Here is a 17855-nt window from a genome sequence, read left to right on the forward strand (position 1 = left end):
AAAACGTCGAAGTCGACAACTGCGCACATCAGGTCTTGCTGAAACTCGAAAGCATGGGACTCATCGCCGGCTGAGCGGCAGCAGATCCAAAGACTGGAAATGATGGCCGGGAACCCGGCCTGTTTTTCCCAAGCGGTTACACCCACTGCCAAAGTATGGCGGTGGGTTTTTTCATGGATATGTGACCCAATCTTCAGCGTATTTTTATTGAGCGGCCCGCCACTCGAAGCAGGTGAACCGGATGCTCCATTCTTCGTTAAACGGTGCGGAGCCCGATGCCTGCTCTATGGGTGCAGTTCGGGTAACTGGCTGACTTCCGGTGTCATCCACATAGTGCTGGTTTGGATCCAACTTGATGTCCCTGTTGGGCAAGAAGTGGCCCGCAAAACTGTTTGAGCCAATGCAATTACCTGCGGTAGATTCTGCGCAGCTTTGAACGGAGTGTAAAATTTTGTGGTGTAGGTGTTCGGCAAGCGGGCGTGAAGTTTCTTTGTAAAATTATGTGACCACCCCTGTTTGCTGAGATTTTCTGTGATCGAACAACTCAATGGTAAAGGCGTGCCAGTGCCAGACCGGGTATAGCGCCCTGTGGCTCCGCGCTTTGCGCGAATGTCTACTTTCGAAATACCACCGCTGTGACGCACATTAATCATCCGCTTGGTATTTGGCGCGGCGTTTTTGCGCTGCAACCCACAAGTGCGAAAGCGATACTGGCCAGGAGGGTCAGATGGTTCATAGCGACGTGCAACGTTGCAACTATGGCGGCAATTCGAACGACAAAGAATCTTTGTAGCAACCGTTGGTTTTCAAGCTCCGCGACTAGAGGCTGGCAAGTAGCTCCTTCGCCGCACGCTCCTCTAAAAATCCAAACTCTGACGCGGTCTCTTTTATCGCTTTCAAAGCGGGCAATCGCCGGAGATAGTCATCAGGGCTAGCACTGCGAATTGCCTCACGCATTTCGGCCTCGGTGTTGCAAATTACCATACCCGAAGTATCCATAAAATCACCGATATTGGGACACCCCCAATAGATCGGTACGCACTCGCACAAAATGGCATCGTTCAGTTTCTCAGTAAAGTAATTACGCTGCTGAACGTTTTCGATCACCACAGAATATCGAAACGGAACCAACCCGTCCCATTTGTTCTCAAACGGTGTGTAGCCGCGGCCCATCACCTCAACTTCTGGATGCTCTGCTCGGACAAAATCCACCAGTTCATGGCGCAATTTGTGACCGGTATATTTTCGTTTGTCCGATGCAATCAACGAAACATTTGAGGTCTTTTTGATGTCCAGATCTCGCCACTGCGACACCCAAGTGGTGCCAAATGGCAAAAATATCCCGTTTGGGATACGTGACAGAAAATCCTGATCATAACTGAATACCCGGAAAAACCGTCTGTGACTAAAACGCAGTATTTGCAAGTGACGACCGTGGATTACATTCGGCTCAACAACCATCATTGAAACATGCGCCGGGCAATGCCACTTCAGTTTAAAGTGTGTTTTTTTCTCGGGATAAACAATCAGGTGATCGCTGGAAGCCAAATCACGCACAAACTTGCCGTGCAGGCGTTCAGGACATCCCAAAGGCCAATTCAGTTCCGAAAGAGGCCTGTCACCAAACCCGGCATCCAAATGGTCGCCATAGGGCAAAACGGCAATTGCAGGATCTGACATCAACGGCTTCCTTAGTCACAACTAGTCAGGCAGATCTACCGTACCGCGCATCAGAATAAAACCTCTGCCCGCGACCTTGATACCGCTCATATTGTCAGCGGACCCAACCCGGGTCACACGCGCCTGGCCGGGGCGACCCAGTCCATGGCCTTGCTCAGCAGTAAAGCTATCGCCAGCCATCAACCCGTTTCGCCACAGATAGGCCGCCATGGCGCCAGTGGCCGAACCGGTAAAGGGATCCTCTGGCGGGCTTGGTGGCGCCATGAGCAAGCGGGAATAGGTATCCCCTTGTGATGTTGCGCCCTGCAGTGCCACCAGAAAGGGCTCCATCATGTCGATGTCATCTGCCCCCAGCGCCTGCCCAAGTACGGCCAAAGCGTCCACATTCAGCACAGCAGCTTCCAACGCGGCATGATCTTTGAGCACGGTGACACAAAACGGCAGCCCGGTTGACACTTTCTGCGGTTGACCGACAATGGCCTCCACAGGCAATGACACCGCTGCAGCAACCAGTGCCGGATCTGGTTGTGGGCCAAATTCTGGTGCAACCTGGGTCATTTCTATCAGATCACCCTCTATCCGTACCGGTACCAGACCCGCAGCCGTTTCCAGCACCAGTTCATTACCATGGATCAACCCCCGATCCCGCATTGCTGCCACGGTGGCAATTGTTGGATGACCAGCAAAGGGAATTTCGCGGCTGGCGAGGAAATAGCGCACCCGGATATCCGCGACATCGGATGGCCCGGTAAAGGTGCATTCAACCAGCGAGGTTTCGCGGACGTATGCAGTGCAGACCGCTTCGGGCAAATGTGCGCCATCATGGACGACTGCACAGCCATTGCCGCCAAAGGCATGCTCAGAGAACGCATCTACCCAGTCAAAATCAAATCGGCTCATCAGTCTCCGCCCCGCTCAAGCAGTCTTGTTCAGCGTGAGACTACACAGGGCCGCACACTGAGATCAATGCACGGGAACGGGCGCGTAGTCGTTTTGACGCGCCAGCACAAAGGCCATGTGGCGATCAGCGACCAAAGCCAGCTGCTCACCTTCAGCGTCATGCACGGCATACAATTGTGTGCGCCCTTTTGCTCCCTCCTGCACTTCAGCAGGAAGATCAGCGACATCCACAGTTTTTACATATGCCATACGCGGTTCGAATTCAGTCTGCTCGGTTGTAGCCTGCATCACTCACCCTTTCTGATATTGATAGTTTGCACCACTGTTTCTGGCTTTGATCGGGTTAAATCGACATGAAGAAGCCCATTTTCCATGATCGCTTCCCCAACCTCGACCCCATCCGCCAGTACAAACATGCGCTGGAACTGCCGGGCGGCGATGCCCCGGTGCAAAAACACCCGGCCGTCATTGTCTTCCCCCTGGCGACCACGGATCACCAGTTGGCGGTCTTCGATTGTGATGGCCAGATCTTCCTCGGCAAACCCAGCCACAGCAAGGGTGATACGATACGAAAAATCAGAGGTTTGTTCTATGTTATACGGGGGATAACCTTCGTTTCCCGACTTAGCAGAACGCTCTAGCAGGCGTTCCAGCTGCTCGAATCCCAGCATATGTGGGTAAGAGCCCAGAGTGAGTTTTGACACGTATTTCGTCCTTCAAGTATAAGCGACGGTCCCAACAGGCCCCGTTTTGGCGACCCATTCCTGTGAATATGGGAAGAAATTATCATTTTAACAAGAGCAAGACCTACAGGGTCTAGGCGAAAAGAACGTAAACGCTTATCCTGCGCCGACGTCTTTCCTTACATTTCTGAGTCGCCAATGAACGCCCCCACTGACATTTCCATGAAAACCGATGAGGTGCTGAAGGTCGAACTTGAAGTGTTCCGCCGCCAACACCGCGATCTGGACGAGGCAATCCATGCGCTTCAGGAAAAGAGTACCAGCGACCAGCTCACCCTACGGCGCCTGAAAAAGCAAAAGCTATGGCTCAAAGATATCATCGCTCAGATTGAAGACCGCCTTTTGCCGGATATCATTGCCTAAAGCTCGCTCGTGTTCTGGGTTTCGTATAAATACACGGCCTCTTTGGTTGACATGTAACCTATACGATGCTGGCCATCAGTAACGACCATCGAAAAACGCGTTAACTGGACAAACGACCAACATGGTTCGGCCGGTTCCAGTGAGACGCCCGAGCTGCTTTCATAATTCCTCTGCAAAGCTTGCTCAGCATTTACAATGAATTCTCCTACCATTTCGACACCTTGATAGCCTGCGTTATTCGCCTCGTCCGGGTTCGTCTGGATTGCAGGAGAACAACGCGATCTTGTTGCCTTGCGGGTCGCGAAGGTAGCCAACATAGAAATGAGGCCCATACGAGTCACGAAAGCCCGGCTGACCCTCGTCAAAACCGCCGGCGGCAAGTGCGGCAGCGTGAAGGTCACGGACCTGTTTTTGGCTGCGAGCCTCAAATGCGATCATAGCACCGTTCCCAGCCGTGGCCGGACCTCCATCGAAGGTTGGTTTTACGTAGAAATCTGGCAAAGTGACAGGTTGTCCCGGCTGTGCGGGCAGCGTGTAGCTTAGCCCTTCAGGCCCCTCCTCCACCCTGTACTCAAGGGCTGGCAGGAACGCAGCGTAAAACCGTTTCGCCCGAGCGATGTCATCAGCCCCAACGGTAACGTAGGCAATCATGTGCAGTGTTCCTTTCCAAACATTTGTTCATTGAAACGAGATCTCTGCATCCAGGCAGGCCAACACAAGGATCACCTCATCGCTCTTCGGGCTTCAAATCTCGGATACGCTCAACATGCGTTTTGATATCCTCAACACTGAACTTGCTGTGTTTGCGGTTCGTGCCAGCCGGATGATTGCCTAACCCTAGGTTCAACTCCGCCCGCCAGGCATTCTGTGGTCGGATTGGGCGCGGGGCAAACCCGCCTCCGCAAGTCGGGCAGACATTGTTTAACACGGCTTCGACGCAGTTTTTGCAGTAGGTGCATTCATAGCTGCAAATCCGCGCCTCGGCTGATTGGGGTGGCAGATCGCAATCGCACAGTTCACAATTGGGGCGTAGCTCCAACATGGGGAATTTCTCCAAAACGGATTTCGGTAACCCTGTCACAGGCCTCGCCCCATGCCAATATGATGGTCGTTTCCAACTAAGGTCCCACCCGGCATCGAGCCAAACTCTCCCGCCCCCTTTGGTCCGTACGGCTGCGCCGCACGCTCTGCGGGGTTGGGCTTGGCAGCGCGCAGGGCGCGCTGCGGTTGCAACCAAATGCCATTTGCGTCGCGCCTTTGCGCGGCGCTATGCCCAACGGGAGACCCGGCATGTTTCATGCCGGGCCGACGGACGGGAGAACGCCAGAAACCAGCCGGGCATTTCAGGGCTTGAAGCTGATTTTCACGTCGCGCGGTCGTATGGGGACGAAACAGAGGTAGGACAATGCCGTGACCTAACACTCCTCCTCATCAACCTCGCCTTCATGCTTTAGTCCGGCGATGAAGGCAGAAAAGGTCTCGGCAATGGGCTCCAGCGTGGCAACCAGCTCCGTCGCTGTTTCGACTGCAATGTGATCGGGATCATACATCGAAACCTGACCTTTCTCGAGATTCAGCAGGACACATACGCCACAGATCCCTGAACCTATAAAAACATACTTAGATAGACCCGTCGCAAACTCACCCAAATCGCAACTCTCAGCGAAGTTCCAATTTTCGTTCAAGTTGCGGTAACCTTCACCGCAGTTCAAAGAGAACAGCTCCTCTAGCACCAAATAGTCCTTTGGGTTGCTCTTGGTTGAGAAATGGTTCTTTTCAAAATCTCCACCATTGTGAGCAGCGAGGTAGGCCTTGTAGTCCTCAGTCAAGGTCAACGAAATTTCCGTTTCAAAGACCTGAATATCGGCAGAGCTCACAGCGCCGAACGGATTGGATTGAATAATTTTGTTGGTCATAAACTGTGCTCAATTGCGATTTTCTATGTCGCAGAAACCTAACCTAGCCCCCTGAGCGTTCCAAATGTCCTTTAGATCTCCATACTAAACTGTACCCAGGCCTAATAATCGTCATACCATCGGCTTTGCCGCATTGCCTAAACCAGCGGTACCCCTATAGTGCCCGCTTCTCTTTCACCCCGGCGGTGGCATCCCGCGCACCGCAGTAAAACAAGGGACAGGGCACAAATGGCCGACATTAAAGTGGGTATCATCATGGGCAGCCAATCGGATTGGCCCACCATGAAAGAAGCCGCCAATATACTGGACGAGCTGGGCATCGCATATGAGGCCAAGATCGTCTCGGCCCATCGCACGCCCGACCGGCTGTGGAGCTATGGCAAATCTGCTGCCGATCGGGGCTTGCAGGTGATCATCGCCGGCGCTGGCGGCGCGGCGCATCTGCCCGGCATGGTGGCCTCCAAAACCCGGGTGCCGGTTGTTGGTATTCCAGTACAGACACGGGCCCTGTCTGGTGTCGACTCGCTCTATTCCATCGTGCAAATGCCCAAGGGTTTCCCGGTTGCCACGATGGCCATTGGTGCCGCTGGTGCGGCCAACGGTGGCCTGATGGCGGCAGGTATTCTGGCGCTGCAAGACCCGGCGCTGGCTGAACGGTTGAACGCTTGGCGCGCAGCCCTGTCTGCTTCGATCCCTGAGGAGCCGGTAGATGACTGAGGCGCTGAAATCCGGTGCCACCATTGGCATCTTGGGCGGTGGTCAGCTGGGCCGCATGTTGTCGGTGGCTGCCTCGCGCCTTGGCTTTGTCACCCATATCTATGAACCCGGTGCTAACCCGCCCGCTGGTCAGGTGGCCGACCGTCTCACCACCGCCGGCTATGAAGATGCCGAGGCCCTGGCTGCATTTGCCGCCTCGGTGGATGTGATCACTTATGAATTTGAAAACATCCCCACAGCTGCATTGGACATTCTGGAAAGCCACCGGCCAATCCGTCCGGGCCGCGAGGCTTTGCGGATCAGTCAGGACCGGTTGACCGAGAAGAATTTCCTGCAGGATCTGGGCCTAAAAACCGCACCCTTTGCGGACATCACAGATCAAGCCAGTCTGGATACTGCCCTGGCAGAGATTGGTGCGCCCGCAATTCTGAAAACCCGCCGGTTTGGCTATGACGGCAAGGGACAGGCGCGGATCAAAACTTTGGACGACGCCCAACAAGCCTTGGGCGACATGGCCGGAGCCCCTGCCCTGCTTGAGGGTTTCATCACCTTCAGCCACGAGGTTTCAGTTATCGCAGCGCGCGGGATCAAGGGCGATGTCTCCTGTTATGACCCGGGCGAAAACGTCCATACCGACGGCATTCTGGACACCACAACCGTTCCAGCCAAACTGTCCGCTGGGCAGCGCATGGATGCGGTTCTGCTGGCTGCCAACATTCTGAACAAACTAGATTATGTCGGCGTCATGGGGGTTGAACTGTTTGTCACACCTCAGGGGCTGGTGGTGAACGAAATTGCGCCACGCGTGCACAATTCCGGCCATTGGACCCAGAACGGTTGCACCGTCGATCAGTTCGAGCAGCACATTCGCGCTGTGGTTGGCTGGCCACTGGGGGACGGCCAACGACACAGCGATGTGGTGATGGAAAACCTGATTGGCGACGACATGGATCGGGTCCCGGAACTGGCAAAGGAAGCCGATTGTGCCCTGCATCTGTATGGCAAGGCCGAGGTCAAACCGGGCCGCAAAATGGGTCATGTAAACAGGGTGATCCGGTCACAGAGCAAGTAGCGGATCTATAGGTGCCCGGTCAGTGGGGCGGGCGCCCTCTCTCTCCAGCCTACCAACAAACTCATTGCGTCGATTTTGCCCCTACCCCACCAAGACACCCCGTGCCGCCACACATTTCCTCGATGGTGCCCAGTAGTGAATCCATCCAGCTGACGGTGGCATTAAACCCGCCAAACTCGATGAAATGCAGCGTTTGCGCGATCACCCGCGGATTGTTCATCATGAAGGTATGGGTGACCGGTAAGGTCAAGTGATCTGACATTCCGTCTACCTTGGTGGATGCAACCGAAACCTTGCCATCATCCTGTCCCGGGATGAGCTTCGAAAACACCGGGTTCAGTGATTTATTGCCTGCAATGATCCCCAGTGGGAAATCCACCTCCGGTAGCTGCGCTGGTACGCCGTCAGGCCCTGTTCCCAGTTGCATCCCTGCCGGACCGTTCAACAGCCCAAACACCTCCCAGTCGCCCAGCTCATCCACCAGTTCGCTGCCGTGGTTGGGAGGCCCCAGCATCACCGTATAGCCCAGTTGCTCTGGCTGATGGGTCCCTAACCAATACCGCAGCAGAATCCCACCCATGGAGTGGGTGACAAAATGCACTCGCTGGTCGCCACAGTCCGCCAAAGCACCCGGCAATGTCTGCGCGGCCAACGCTGGGACTGGCAGGTCAGTGGATGGATAGCCCGGTCGCACAACCTGGTAGTTGCGGGCTTTTAGCACCTGTTCCATCACCGCAAAGGAGGCTTCGGTCCGGGCCAAGCCATGTAACAGCACCACACAATCAGCAGCAGCCGTTCGGGCCATAGATAGGGGAAGCAATGAAATCAGCAGGGCAATACATATACGGGATCTACAATGTAACATGCTTCGCAGATAGGCAAAAACCGAGCCTGGGAAAACCCCGTTCATCCAGCTTTACGCGGCGCAGCCATGATCACCAGCGCAATACCGCCCAACACAACCAGCGTGCCAATCAGCAAACGGAGCGTCAAAACTTCGCCCAGTCCAACCACACCTGCCATCATCGCAATCACCGGCACGCTCAACTGTACAGTGGCTGCAACTGCTGGCTGCAACTGCGGCAGAACCCGGTACCACAGCGCATAACCCAATCCAGACGTCACTGCCCCTGCGGCCACCGCCAGCCCTGCACCAAGAACAGGAACTCTCTCTGCTTCGCCCAACACCCAAACCAGTGGAACCACCATCACACTGGCCCAAAGGAAATTCATGGTTGTGGCAGCCAATGGGGTTTGAACCTGACGCCCAAGCAGACTGTAGATCGCCCAGCCAAGCCCAGCCGCCGCCATGAAAGCAGCACCTGTCAACGGCACCTGCACAGAACCAGCCGGCCAAAGAACATAAGCAAGGCCGCCAAAGGCAACAACCGCCCCTAGATACTGCCCAGAAGACACCGCTGCACCCCGCAGCGCGCCCCAGCCAAACATGGTAATCTGCACAACACCAAACAGGATCAGCGCCCCCAGTCCGGCATCCAAACTGCGGTAGGCGAGCGAAAATCCGATCATATAAAGTGCAAGTGACCCACCGCCGAGCAAGCTGAGCCTAGCGGACTGGGCAATGCTTTGCTGCCGATAGCGACACAGCATTAGTAAGGTAGCTGCGCCTGCGACAAGCCGGATCAGAGCGAATTCCATCGCACCGATCTCGCCTGCGCCAACAGCCATCCGGTTCAGGACCGAGTTGGCAGCAAATGCCATCATGACCAGCACGGTCAGAGCAATTACTCGCATATCCGCCCCCTAGTTCAGACCGGATATGCCCGGCTTAGTTGTTTAAGATACGCAAATCAGTATCACCTTGACCGCAAGTATAACAGCAATCACTACAGCCATTTGCGTCATTCAGGCCAACACCCCAATAGCTGTCGGAATCGCCACGTACCCAAGCGCCATAACAGATCTTCTCGCCGCTTTGGCACTGAAGATTGTAACTGTGAGTATCGTAGTCATCCAGAATATAGACCTCTCCGTCACCCGGCCAGGCGCGGCTATAGTCCTGACTATAGAACTCCAGACTCACAACATTTGGATGTTCGCTGCGGATCCTCCAATTCAAATTGTCGGCAATAGCCGGGCCTGCCAATGCCAGTGTGAGCACAATCCAACTTATCAGTTTACCCATGAGTAGCTCCTCCGTTTTGTCATTTCCCGCCTTTAAACTGCAACAACACCGGGAAAAATCAAAATCAATCTGCAGCGTCCTAAACAAAAACCACTCTCTTACGGTCAGATTTCGCCTTTCCACCCTTGAAGAACACGTTCATTAAACAATATAGTTAGTATCATAACCAATAACGGAATACCACTATGACCGAATTCAGCCTGTTTGCCACAATCACCCCGAAGCCCGCCCACTACGCAGAAGCACTTGCTGCCCTGCAAGGGATCATTCCTCAGACACTTGATGAACCGGGTTGCCTACGATTTGAGCTGAACACCGGCCAAGGTGACGATGGAAATCTGTATCTGGTGGAACACTGGGCCGATCCTCAGGCACTGGAAGACCACTATGCGCAACCTTATAGCACCGCTGTTTTCGACGCCTATCAAAACTGGTTGGCGAAACCTCCGCAGATCGTCAAAATGAATCGCAACACCTGATGTTCTTTCTCAAAGATCTTCCCACGCGTGAGATGATCAGCGGGTTTGCACATTCGCTTGACGTGGTAGATGTGCAAAAGACCGGTGATGCACTGCAGATGCTACGCCGAGCCAGCCTGCTCATCCGACAGCTAGAGCGCTACTTTGCGTTGCATGGGTTGTCCCAAACCCAATTTCTGGTGCTGATGATCCTGCATCGGGATCAAAGCAAGCACACCCATTTAGCGGCTGAGATCTGTGAGAAACTGGATGTCTCCAAGCCCGTTGTCAGTACCACGCTTAAAACTATGCAGCGGCGCGGGTTTATCGTTTATTGTGAAAAAGCGGAAGATTCACGGATGAAGCCCTTGCGCATTTCCGACGCCGGACGAGAGCTTCTTCTCAGACTGCTCCCTGGCTATTTCGAAATTCTACAAGCTGGCTAGGTTCAACGAAAGACGGGGCTGCCACAAGGCAGCCCCGTCCATCAGAAGCGAGGTGGAAGGCGATCTATCGCCAGATCACCTAAAGGCTGCAGGCCGATGTCCCTGCGCATGTGGGCATTTAGTGGTGGCGATAGCATTGCAACCGGCCGCTTGCGCACGAATAGGTGACGCAACAATGCACTCAGCACGCGCCATTTTCCAAAGTCAGCTGTGATTTGCGACAAAGCTGCGTTTAGGTCAGCAAAGGGAGTCGTAGTTTCAAGTCGAGTCATGGTGATCAAGCTTCCGCATAAACGGAAGACTCCTGTTGTAAATTGAGAGTTGGAAGGACAGACCCGTAACGACAAAAAGGTCGTGGGTCAGGCCTGATTAGACTTCAGCTGTGAAGAAACGTGTTCAGTCCTGGACGGTGTCAGCTGTTACGCTGCGACGCCCACATTATCCGATTGCCACACAGCGCGAGGCGGTCATTGGTTGAAACATTGATCATAAGACGCCTCCTGTGGCTAAGGGTTGAACACGAACAACCGTCTAACATGTACTTCGGATTCGCCAAATGGCAAAAATTAGTAAGCGCACCAACTGTTGCCATCGGGGCACGGCTGCCCCTGTAGACGGCGTGATCGAAGCCTTAGGTGAGCGGCAACATGACATGAGTTTGGTAGGCTGGACGCTCTGATATACGGGTCCACCAATTTTTCAATGCAGGCAGACCAGGGCGTTCGAAATTCATCGAGTGCCAGCGATAGGCCGCGCATCCCAATGGTATATCGGCCATGCTAAGATGGTCGCCCAGAATATAATCCCTGTCGGCGAGATGGTGATCCAGCATCTTCCAGAAACCGGCGCATTCCTTGATCGCGCTGTCGACGGCAGCTTGATCTCGTTGTTCGGGGCTGGTTCGGATCAGCTGCCAGAACAGGGTTGTCATCGGCCGATGCAACGCAGTTTGATACCAGTCCATCCATTGATTGGCATGTCCGAGCTGTTGCGCTGTATCCGGGTACCAGTGCCCTGCCCGGTACTGGTCGCACAGATAGCGCACGATGGCATTGGATTCCCACAACACATAATCCCCATCAATCAGAGTTGGGATTTTCCCATTTGGGTTCATCCCCAAATAGTCTGCAGCATCATTCCCGCCAAAGGCACCACCGATGTCACTGCGGTCTGCGGTAAGCCCCAATTCAGCCAGGCACCACATGACCTTTTGAACATTGACGGAGTTTGGGCGCCCAAGAACTTGCAGCATGGTCTCATCTCTTTTGGAAGTCTGATCTCTTAAATGTGACAGACATCATGAATAGTGACCAATGGCGACCCAAAAGTGCCAGCTGCACCGCAGAATGAACCAAGTTTGCGATAATGAGTTATTAGTGAAAACTGCCCTACTATTCGTCTTACCCGAGACCCAAGGCAAAATTTGTCTTGCTCAATTGAGACGCGAAATGAGGTTGTACGCCCCCCATGCCCCAGATGCCCAATGAAGAAGAAACACGCGTGCCGCTTAGGAAATCCTGCACGTTGCACTATCCGGGTGGAATTCTGGCGGCTGAGACATTTAACATCAGCCAAAAAGGTGTTGGGATCGAACTGCCCAGCGGCTCACAATGGCTGAACCCGGCGGCAATCCAGTCTGTTTCCATCCGCGAGATCGGGGTCTTCGATGTCAGCGTGCGCTGGAAAAGAGGCACCCGCGTCGGGCTGTCTTTCCGCTCTCAAGCGCCAGCCCAGCAGACGCTTGATTCATATTTGTGAGGAAACTGGAAGTAGCCCCCTCTTCTTGCATTGAAAGAAATACCCGCCTAGCGTCCTTATATGGTTTTCAGAATTCTTGAGCTCGACACAGGAAATATCTCGCTCGAATTTTGCGAAGCAGATATCGCCCACCTGCGAGCCACAGTCCAGGACGCGTATGGGGAAATACGCTCCAAGCCCCACATAATGCACGACAACATTTCCTTCGGCGGTTGCGAGTTCCTTTTCTACAATGAATGGGATGACCCTTGCTTGATCTCGCAGTGTTCTAAAGGGCAGGACATGTTGCGGTCGCTTGCCCACCTGCTTTCCAGTTGACGCGGTCTGCTTTCTCCGTTTTGAAAATCAAACTGGTTAGCAATAACTTCTGATGTGCGTTCGTGTTTGCCCAGAAAACCAATCTGAAAGCCCCCCACCAAAGTGCCTGCTCGATCTCGATTGAGCACATCGCAGTCAGCTGCGATCAGAGTAAATTAGTTTAACACACAAAAAAGGGGCCGCCCGAAGGCGACCCCAAATTCATCCGGTAGGATGGCGTGATATCCCTTGCGGGCCTCACAAGTCCAAAGGACTTGTGATTACATCATGCCGCCCATGCCGCCCATGTCGGGCATGCCGCCGCCTGCTGCGCCGCCGTCTTTCGACGGTTTATCAGCAACCATGGCTTCGGTGGTGATCAGCAGACCAGCAACCGATGCAGCATCTTCCAGAGCTGTGCGCACAACTTTGGCAGGGTCGATCACACCAAACGCGAACATGTCGCCATATTCTTCGGTCTGAGCGTTGAAGCCAAATGCAGCGTCAGTGCTTTCGCGAACCTTGCCAGCAACAACCGCACCGTCAACACCAGCGTTTTCAGCGATCTGACGCAGAGGCGCTTCGATGGCTTTACGTACGATGACGATACCAGCGTTCTGGTCAGAGTTTGCACCTTCCAGAGTTTCCAGTGCTTTACCGGCCTGAACCAGAGCAACACCACCACCAACGATGACGCCTTCCTGAACAGCGGCGCGTGTCGCGTTCAATGCATCGTCAACGCGGTCTTTGCGCTCTTTAACTTCGACTTCGGTCATGCCGCCAACGCGGATAACAGCAACACCGCCGGCCAGTTTGGCAACGCGCTCTTGCAGCTTCTCTTTGTCGTAGTCAGAAGAAGTTTCTTCGATCTGAGTGCGGATCTGAGCAACACGAGCTTCGATCTCAGCTTTCTCGCCTGCACCGTCAACGATAGTTGTTTCGTCTTTGGTGATTTCGATCTTCTTGGCAGTACCCAGCATGTCCATAGTAACGGACTCAAGCTTCATGCCCAGATCTTCGGAGATCACCTGACCACCGGTCAAGATAGCGATGTCCTGCAGCATGGCTTTGCGGCGGTCGCCGAAACCAGGAGCTTTAACAGCAGCGATTTTCAGACCGCCACGCAGTTTGTTCACAACCAGAGTTGCCAGGGCTTCGCCTTCAACATCTTCAGCAATGATCAGCAGAGGCTTCTGCGACTGGATAACCTGCTCGAGCAGAGGCACCATGGCCTGCAGCGAGGACAGTTTCTTTTCGTGCAGCAGGATCATGCAGTCTTCGAGGTCTGCAATCATCTTGTCAGCGTTGGTCACGAAGTAAGGCGACAGGTAGCCGCGGTCGAACTGCATGCCTTCAACAACATCGGTCTCTGTTTCCAGGCCTTTGTTTTCTTCGACGGTGATAACACCTTCGTTGCCGACTTTCTGCATCGCGTCAGCAATTTGCTGGCCGATAGCAGCTTCGCCGTTTGCAGAGATTGTACCAACCTGAGCAACTTCAGCAGTGTCTTTAACTTCGCGAGCCGAGCCAACGATGCCTTCAACAACTTTAGCAGTTGCCAGGTCGATGCCGCGCTTCAGGTCCATTGGGTTCAGGCCAGCAGCAACCTGCTTCAGGCCTTCTTTGACGATGGCTTGGGCCAGAACTGTTGCGGTTGTTGTACCGTCACCAGCTTCGTCGTTGGTCCGGGAAGCAACTTCCTTGACCATCTGAGCGCCCATGTTTTCGAACTTGTCTTCCAGCTCGATTTCTTTGGCTACGGATACACCATCTTTGGTGATGCGTGGTGCGCCGAAAGATTTGTCCAGAACCACGTTACGGCCTTTAGGGCCCAGGGTTACTTTGACAGCATCAGCCAGAATGTTGACGCCGGCCAGCATACGGTTGCGGGCATCGGTGTCGAATTTGACGTCCTTAGCAGACATAGTGTCTCTCCTCGAGAATATCTGTGTAGTTTAGCGAATTGGGATCAGAGAAGCCGGTGGGCTTACTCGATGATGCCCATGATGTCGCTTTCTTTCATCATCAGCAGCTCTTCGCCGTCGACGGTGACTTCGGTGCCGGACCATTTGCCGAACAGGATGGTGTCGCCAGCTTTTACAGCCATTGCGATCAGCTCACCGCTGTCTTTGCGTGCGCCTTCACCAGTTGAAACAACTTGGCCTTCGCTCGGCTTTTCCTTGGCGGATTCAGGAATGATCAATCCACCAGCAGTTTTTTCTTCGCTCTCAGTGCGACGGACCAGCACGCGGTCGTGAAGCGGTTTAAGTGCCATCTTTGATGCTCCTTAAGGCTCAAAGGTTGTTATCCTTGCGATCCCCGTTGGTAATGCCGGGAACCGTTATCACTCACTTGAGGCGAGTGCTAACGAGGGATAGCTAGGGTTCCGGGAAAGACGAGTCAACCGTATGTGCCATTTTTCTTTTGCTCGCTTGAAACCTGTCAGGAAAGTTCAAAACGAACCGGTAACTCAGGTAACAAATGGGGGATCATGCTTGCAACTGCAACCTCAGATGGCAACCAACTGAATACAAAGTGTAACTCGATATTTCATCAAACTGATGATATTGATCTGGCAGCACGCTAACTCAACGTTTTTTCAGTCTTTATTACCGTATTAGAAGTACCAGATCACGTATGAACCAGACTATGGATTACACATCTCCCCCGCCAAAGGCCCGTCTGGATTGGGTGGATACCGCACGCGGTCTGGCGATCGTTCTTGTCGTTTTTGGGCACTGTTGGCGCGGCTTGGTTCAGGCGGGCATTGTCACCAACCAGTTTCTGATCCGTCATGTGGACGACTTTATCTATATGTTCCATATGAACGCGTTTTTTGTGCTCGCGGGTTGTTTTCTAACACGGCATGTCCAAAAAGCGTCAGCCAGTGGCTTTGTCTGGCGCCAAGTTGCTCGATTGCTGTATCCAATGGTCCTGTGGACCTACGTTTTCATCGGGCTCCGAATTCTGGCCGGAGACAGCACCAACTCTCAATCCGGCCTGTCTGATTTATGGACATCACCACTGCCGCCGCTGGAGCATATGTGGTTTCTCTGGGCTTTGTTCATCGGCATGACCCTGTTGGGCCTGCTCATGAAGCTGTTCCCAGCTTTAACAACCCACAAACGCATCTGGTACGCGATCGCTTTAGCCGGATTGGTGTTTTGGGCCGTCGTGGATATTCCCCTGCCGCTGATTCCCTGGCTGGGTGAAACGATGCGCTACACGCCGTTTCTGGCCTTCGGAGTTGCACTTGGATTGAGCACCAAGTGGATGTCTGGCCGCTACCCTCTCCCGATGGTCAGTTTGATTGTGTTTTTGGTGCTCGGGTTTGCCGCCGGCTATTTGCCGATCAAATCCCTGAGCCACGGCACTGCGTCAGCCGTGATGACTGTTGTGTTTTTGCAAATGGCACAATGGCTTTCACACTGGTGGAGCGGGAAGACACTTGGCAACGTCCTGCAACAGCTGGGGCGGATGACAATGGCCATATTTTTGGCCCATACCATTTTCAGTGCCGCAACCCGCATCGTGCTACTGAAGTTTGGGGTGAATGATCCAATTGTGCACCTGACACTTGGCACAGCAACTGGCGTTATTGGCCCAACGGTGATGTATCACTTTGCCCAGCGCCTGAACCTTAGCCGGATTTTGGGGTTCTAATCTTCAAGGTCCCAACTATAGGCCCAGTGTTTCAATCCAGCAGCGCCTGTTTCAGTCAGCTGATAAATCCCGGTTCTCACCCGCTCAAACCAGCCATAGTGATTGGCGGCCATCAGTTGCGTCGCCTTGGCAACACCGGCTTGGGCCGCAACATCTGATCCTTTAGTCGCGCCGTTCTGGGCCAGATGAGCGGCGCAGCGCAGGGCATCCTGGCGGTATGCGGTGACAATACCATGTCGGGTCGCACCGCCCGCATTCGGATCCCCCTGCAACCGGTCAAATTCACGCAATAACCGGGTCGTCTTTTTCTTGGACTTGCGCGGCGCATAAGGACCCGGATCACACTGCACCTCGGCCCGGCCGTCGGGCAGAACAGTGATCAGCCCTATCCCCAACCGGCGCGACATCGCCAGATTGTCCTTCAACATCCGCCGCGCCTGTTTACCCTTCGGTTTGGGCACCGCGATATAGACCAGATCCGTGACAGCCAAACGAGTGATCGCCTGATGGAACAGCGATAGCGAAAACCGCAACTTCAACTCGACGACCACCGGGGCGTCATCCCCACGCCGCGCCACAACATCCGCAGCGCCGACCTCACCCTTGACGGTATAGCCCTGACGTTCCAACAATGCCTTGATCGGCGGGTACAATTGATCTTCGCGCTCCATGATCTGCACCCTATCCAGATGCAGTGCAAAGCAACACCGACATTTTCACCGCAGACACTTGACCAAGCTGTGTATTCATAGGCACCGTTCACCGAACATCAACAACGCGCCTTTTAGAATCTGATCAGGAAAGCATTCAAGAAGCTCTTTTCGTGATCAAGTCTGCCCTGTTCTGCGCTACACTTCTGTTACTACCAATTCACGCTTTTGCCGAGGAAACTCCCTGTACTGGCTTCCAGTTTTCCAACGAGACTGCAGCCCAATCCGAAGAGTTCTGGGTGAAAGCAAGCGACCAAGTCATCAAGGCTTGCATCACCAAGCACGGCATCGACGTCAAGTCGGAAGACGGCGCACAACCTTTGAACCTTGCTGCCTACTATCGCAAGACATCTTCAATCGTTGAATATCTGCTTCAATCAGGCTCCACAGTAGACAACCGGTCCGAGACAGGACAGACTCCGTTAGTGGAGGCCGCATTCGGTAACGGTTCGAGCCAGACGCTGGCCTTGCTTATTGATGCGGGGGCAGATGTAAATGCGCTGAACAATGACGGTCAGTCCCCTCTCCTTATTGCTGCTGCCTTTAATCCACGGCCCGTTGATCTAAGGGTCTTGATCGAAGCCGGAGCCGATCTTGAAGCGCCAGCGCCCAGTTTTGATAGCGGCGGGACTCCGCTAGGTGTTTCAGTCCAGAGAAACCGACCCATTATCACCAAACTGCTGACCGAGGCCGGTGCAGATCTGGATGCATTGAACGATTTCAAACAGACGCCATTTTCTACAGCCTTGACCCGTTTCCAGGACCAGCATGCACTTGTGCTGCTGCGTGCCGGTGCCAACCCGAACTTGGCAACGCCAGCAATCGAAAGTGTCACCCAGAGTCTCGTGCGCGGCTATGACCCGGGTACGCTCCCCATAGCCCTGTTAAAAGAAGCGATGAATGCCGGCCTAAATTTTGAACTGTTGCCGGAAGAAGACCCCGTAATGGACACCGCGTTGCATCGCTGAGTGACGACAATAACATCA

24 protein-coding genes are annotated in these 17855 nt (G+C 53.9%); 8 read left to right on the plus strand and 16 right to left on the minus strand.

Annotated features, from left to right (window positions below):
* Positions 1-819 precede the first annotated feature (819 nt).
* The 4 genes from GO984_RS17020 to GO984_RS17035 all read right to left on the minus strand — a co-directional run bounded on the left by GO984_RS17020 (position 820) and on the right by GO984_RS17035 (position 3284).
* Positions 820-1680 (minus strand): glycosyltransferase family 10 fucosyltransferase, encoded by an 861-nt coding sequence (locus GO984_RS17020; protein WP_157023816.1) that lies wholly within the window; start codon positions 1678-1680, stop codon positions 820-822.
* 21 nt (positions 1681-1701) lie between these two features.
* Positions 1702-2580, minus strand: coding sequence for a PhzF family phenazine biosynthesis protein (locus GO984_RS17025; RefSeq protein ID WP_157023817.1), 879 nt, complete (start codon positions 2578-2580; stop codon positions 1702-1704).
* Between the two features lie 63 nt (positions 2581-2643).
* Positions 2644-2868 carry a DUF1150 family protein gene (locus tag GO984_RS17030; protein WP_138164621.1) on the minus strand — a complete coding sequence of 75 codons (225 nt, stop codon included), beginning with the start codon at positions 2866-2868 and terminating at the stop codon, positions 2644-2646.
* Positions 2868-3284, minus strand: a complete 417-nt coding sequence (locus GO984_RS17035) for an Hsp20 family protein (protein ID WP_167740389.1) — start codon at positions 3282-3284, stop codon at positions 2868-2870. Before GO984_RS17035 ends, GO984_RS17030 begins: the two co-directional genes overlap by 1 nt.
* A gap of 177 nt (positions 3285-3461) precedes the next feature.
* Here GO984_RS17035 and GO984_RS17040 point away from each other — a divergent pair, with 177 nt between their 5' ends.
* A complete protein-coding gene (locus tag GO984_RS17040; RefSeq protein ID WP_138164623.1) occupies positions 3462-3686 on the plus strand; it encodes a YdcH family protein in 225 nt (74 codons plus the stop codon).
* 234 nt (positions 3687-3920) lie between these two features.
* Here the strand turns inward: GO984_RS17040 and GO984_RS17045 are convergent, their stop codons facing one another.
* The 4 genes from GO984_RS17045 to GO984_RS17060 all read right to left on the minus strand — a co-directional run bounded on the left by GO984_RS17045 (position 3921) and on the right by GO984_RS17060 (position 5602).
* Positions 3921-4337 carry a VOC family protein gene (locus GO984_RS17045; RefSeq protein ID WP_157023818.1) on the minus strand — a complete coding sequence of 139 codons (417 nt, stop codon included), beginning with the start codon at positions 4335-4337 and terminating at the stop codon, positions 3921-3923.
* Between the two features lie 76 nt (positions 4338-4413).
* Entirely contained in the window at positions 4414-4728 is a 315-nt protein-coding gene (locus GO984_RS17050; RefSeq protein ID WP_157023819.1) for a DUF1272 domain-containing protein, read from the minus strand.
* Between the two features lie 35 nt (positions 4729-4763).
* On the minus strand, positions 4764-4985 hold the full coding sequence (locus GO984_RS23390; protein ID WP_167740390.1) for a hypothetical protein: 222 nt from the start codon (positions 4983-4985) through the stop codon (positions 4764-4766).
* Positions 4986-5101: 116 nt separating this feature from the next.
* Entirely contained in the window at positions 5102-5602 is a 501-nt protein-coding gene (locus GO984_RS17060; RefSeq protein ID WP_157023821.1) for an SMI1/KNR4 family protein, read from the minus strand.
* 228 nt (positions 5603-5830) lie between these two features.
* Here GO984_RS17060 and purE point away from each other — a divergent pair, with 228 nt between their 5' ends.
* A complete protein-coding gene (purE, locus tag GO984_RS17065; RefSeq protein ID WP_157023822.1) occupies positions 5831-6319 on the plus strand; it encodes a 5-(carboxyamino)imidazole ribonucleotide mutase in 489 nt (162 codons plus the stop codon).
* Positions 6312-7391, plus strand: coding sequence for a 5-(carboxyamino)imidazole ribonucleotide synthase (locus GO984_RS17070; protein WP_157023823.1), 1080 nt, complete (start codon positions 6312-6314; stop codon positions 7389-7391). The genes purE and GO984_RS17070 overlap by 8 nt, the downstream gene beginning before the upstream one ends.
* Before the next feature lie 61 nt (positions 7392-7452).
* Here GO984_RS17070 and GO984_RS17075 read toward each other — a convergent pair whose 3' ends face one another.
* From GO984_RS17075 to GO984_RS17085, 3 genes are all read right to left on the minus strand, one after another.
* A complete protein-coding gene (locus GO984_RS17075) occupies positions 7453-8196 on the minus strand; it encodes an esterase/lipase family protein (RefSeq protein ID WP_245231156.1) in 744 nt (247 codons plus the stop codon).
* Positions 8197-8297: 101 nt separating this feature from the next.
* On the minus strand, positions 8298-9146 hold the full coding sequence (locus GO984_RS17080) for a DMT family transporter (protein ID WP_157023825.1): 849 nt from the start codon (positions 9144-9146) through the stop codon (positions 8298-8300).
* A 34-nt stretch (positions 9147-9180) separates the two neighbouring features.
* Complete coding sequence (locus tag GO984_RS17085) at positions 9181-9537, minus strand: hypothetical protein (RefSeq protein WP_157023826.1); 357 nt, start codon at positions 9535-9537, stop codon at positions 9181-9183.
* Positions 9538-9722: 185 nt separating this feature from the next.
* On the opposite strand from GO984_RS17085, the gene GO984_RS17090 reads away from it, so the two are divergent.
* Both GO984_RS17090 and GO984_RS17095 read left to right on the plus strand, forming a co-directional pair.
* A complete protein-coding gene (locus tag GO984_RS17090) occupies positions 9723-10016 on the plus strand; it encodes a putative quinol monooxygenase (RefSeq protein ID WP_157023827.1) in 294 nt (97 codons plus the stop codon).
* A complete protein-coding gene (locus tag GO984_RS17095; RefSeq protein ID WP_157023828.1) occupies positions 10016-10441 on the plus strand; it encodes a MarR family winged helix-turn-helix transcriptional regulator in 426 nt (141 codons plus the stop codon). The genes GO984_RS17090 and GO984_RS17095 overlap by 1 nt, the downstream gene beginning before the upstream one ends.
* A 41-nt stretch (positions 10442-10482) precedes the next feature.
* Here GO984_RS17095 and GO984_RS17100 read toward each other — a convergent pair whose 3' ends face one another.
* Together GO984_RS17100 and GO984_RS17105 are read right to left on the minus strand one after the other, a co-directional pair.
* A complete protein-coding gene (locus GO984_RS17100; RefSeq protein ID WP_138164634.1) occupies positions 10483-10713 on the minus strand; it encodes a hypothetical protein in 231 nt (76 codons plus the stop codon).
* A gap of 359 nt (positions 10714-11072) precedes the next feature.
* Positions 11073-11693: a glutathione S-transferase family protein gene (locus GO984_RS17105; protein ID WP_157023829.1), complete on the minus strand. Its 621-nt coding sequence runs from the start codon at positions 11691-11693 to the stop codon at positions 11073-11075.
* A 215-nt stretch (positions 11694-11908) separates the two neighbouring features.
* Here GO984_RS17105 and GO984_RS17110 point away from each other — a divergent pair, with 215 nt between their 5' ends.
* Positions 11909-12199 carry a PilZ domain-containing protein gene (locus GO984_RS17110; RefSeq protein WP_157023830.1) on the plus strand — a complete coding sequence of 97 codons (291 nt, stop codon included), beginning with the start codon at positions 11909-11911 and terminating at the stop codon, positions 12197-12199.
* Between the two features lie 578 nt (positions 12200-12777).
* On the opposite strand, the gene groL is transcribed toward GO984_RS17110, so the two are convergent.
* Positions 12778-14421 (minus strand): chaperonin GroEL, encoded by a 1644-nt coding sequence (gene groL / locus GO984_RS17115; RefSeq protein WP_157023831.1) that lies wholly within the window; start codon positions 14419-14421, stop codon positions 12778-12780.
* Positions 14422-14483: 62 nt separating this feature from the next.
* Positions 14484-14771, minus strand: coding sequence for a co-chaperone GroES (locus GO984_RS17120; RefSeq protein WP_138164638.1), 288 nt, complete (start codon positions 14769-14771; stop codon positions 14484-14486).
* A gap of 374 nt (positions 14772-15145) precedes the next feature.
* On the opposite strand from GO984_RS17120, the gene GO984_RS17125 reads away from it, so the two are divergent.
* Entirely contained in the window at positions 15146-16159 is a 1014-nt protein-coding gene (locus GO984_RS17125) for an acyltransferase family protein (RefSeq protein ID WP_167740391.1), read from the plus strand.
* On the opposite strand, the gene GO984_RS17130 is transcribed toward GO984_RS17125, so the two are convergent.
* Positions 16156-16830: a DUF2161 domain-containing phosphodiesterase gene (locus GO984_RS17130; protein WP_157023833.1), complete on the minus strand. Its 675-nt coding sequence runs from the start codon at positions 16828-16830 to the stop codon at positions 16156-16158. The two genes, GO984_RS17125 and GO984_RS17130, sit on opposite strands and share 4 nt — an antisense overlap.
* A 152-nt stretch (positions 16831-16982) precedes the next feature.
* Here GO984_RS17130 and GO984_RS17135 point away from each other — a divergent pair, with 152 nt between their 5' ends.
* Positions 16983-17837, plus strand: a complete 855-nt coding sequence (locus GO984_RS17135; protein WP_157023834.1) for an ankyrin repeat domain-containing protein — start codon at positions 16983-16985, stop codon at positions 17835-17837.
* Positions 17838-17855 lie beyond the last annotated feature (18 nt).

This window comes from Parasedimentitalea huanghaiensis, assembly GCF_009753675.1.
In the GTDB taxonomy this organism is placed as follows: domain Bacteria; phylum Pseudomonadota; class Alphaproteobacteria; order Rhodobacterales; family Rhodobacteraceae; genus Parasedimentitalea; species Parasedimentitalea huanghaiensis.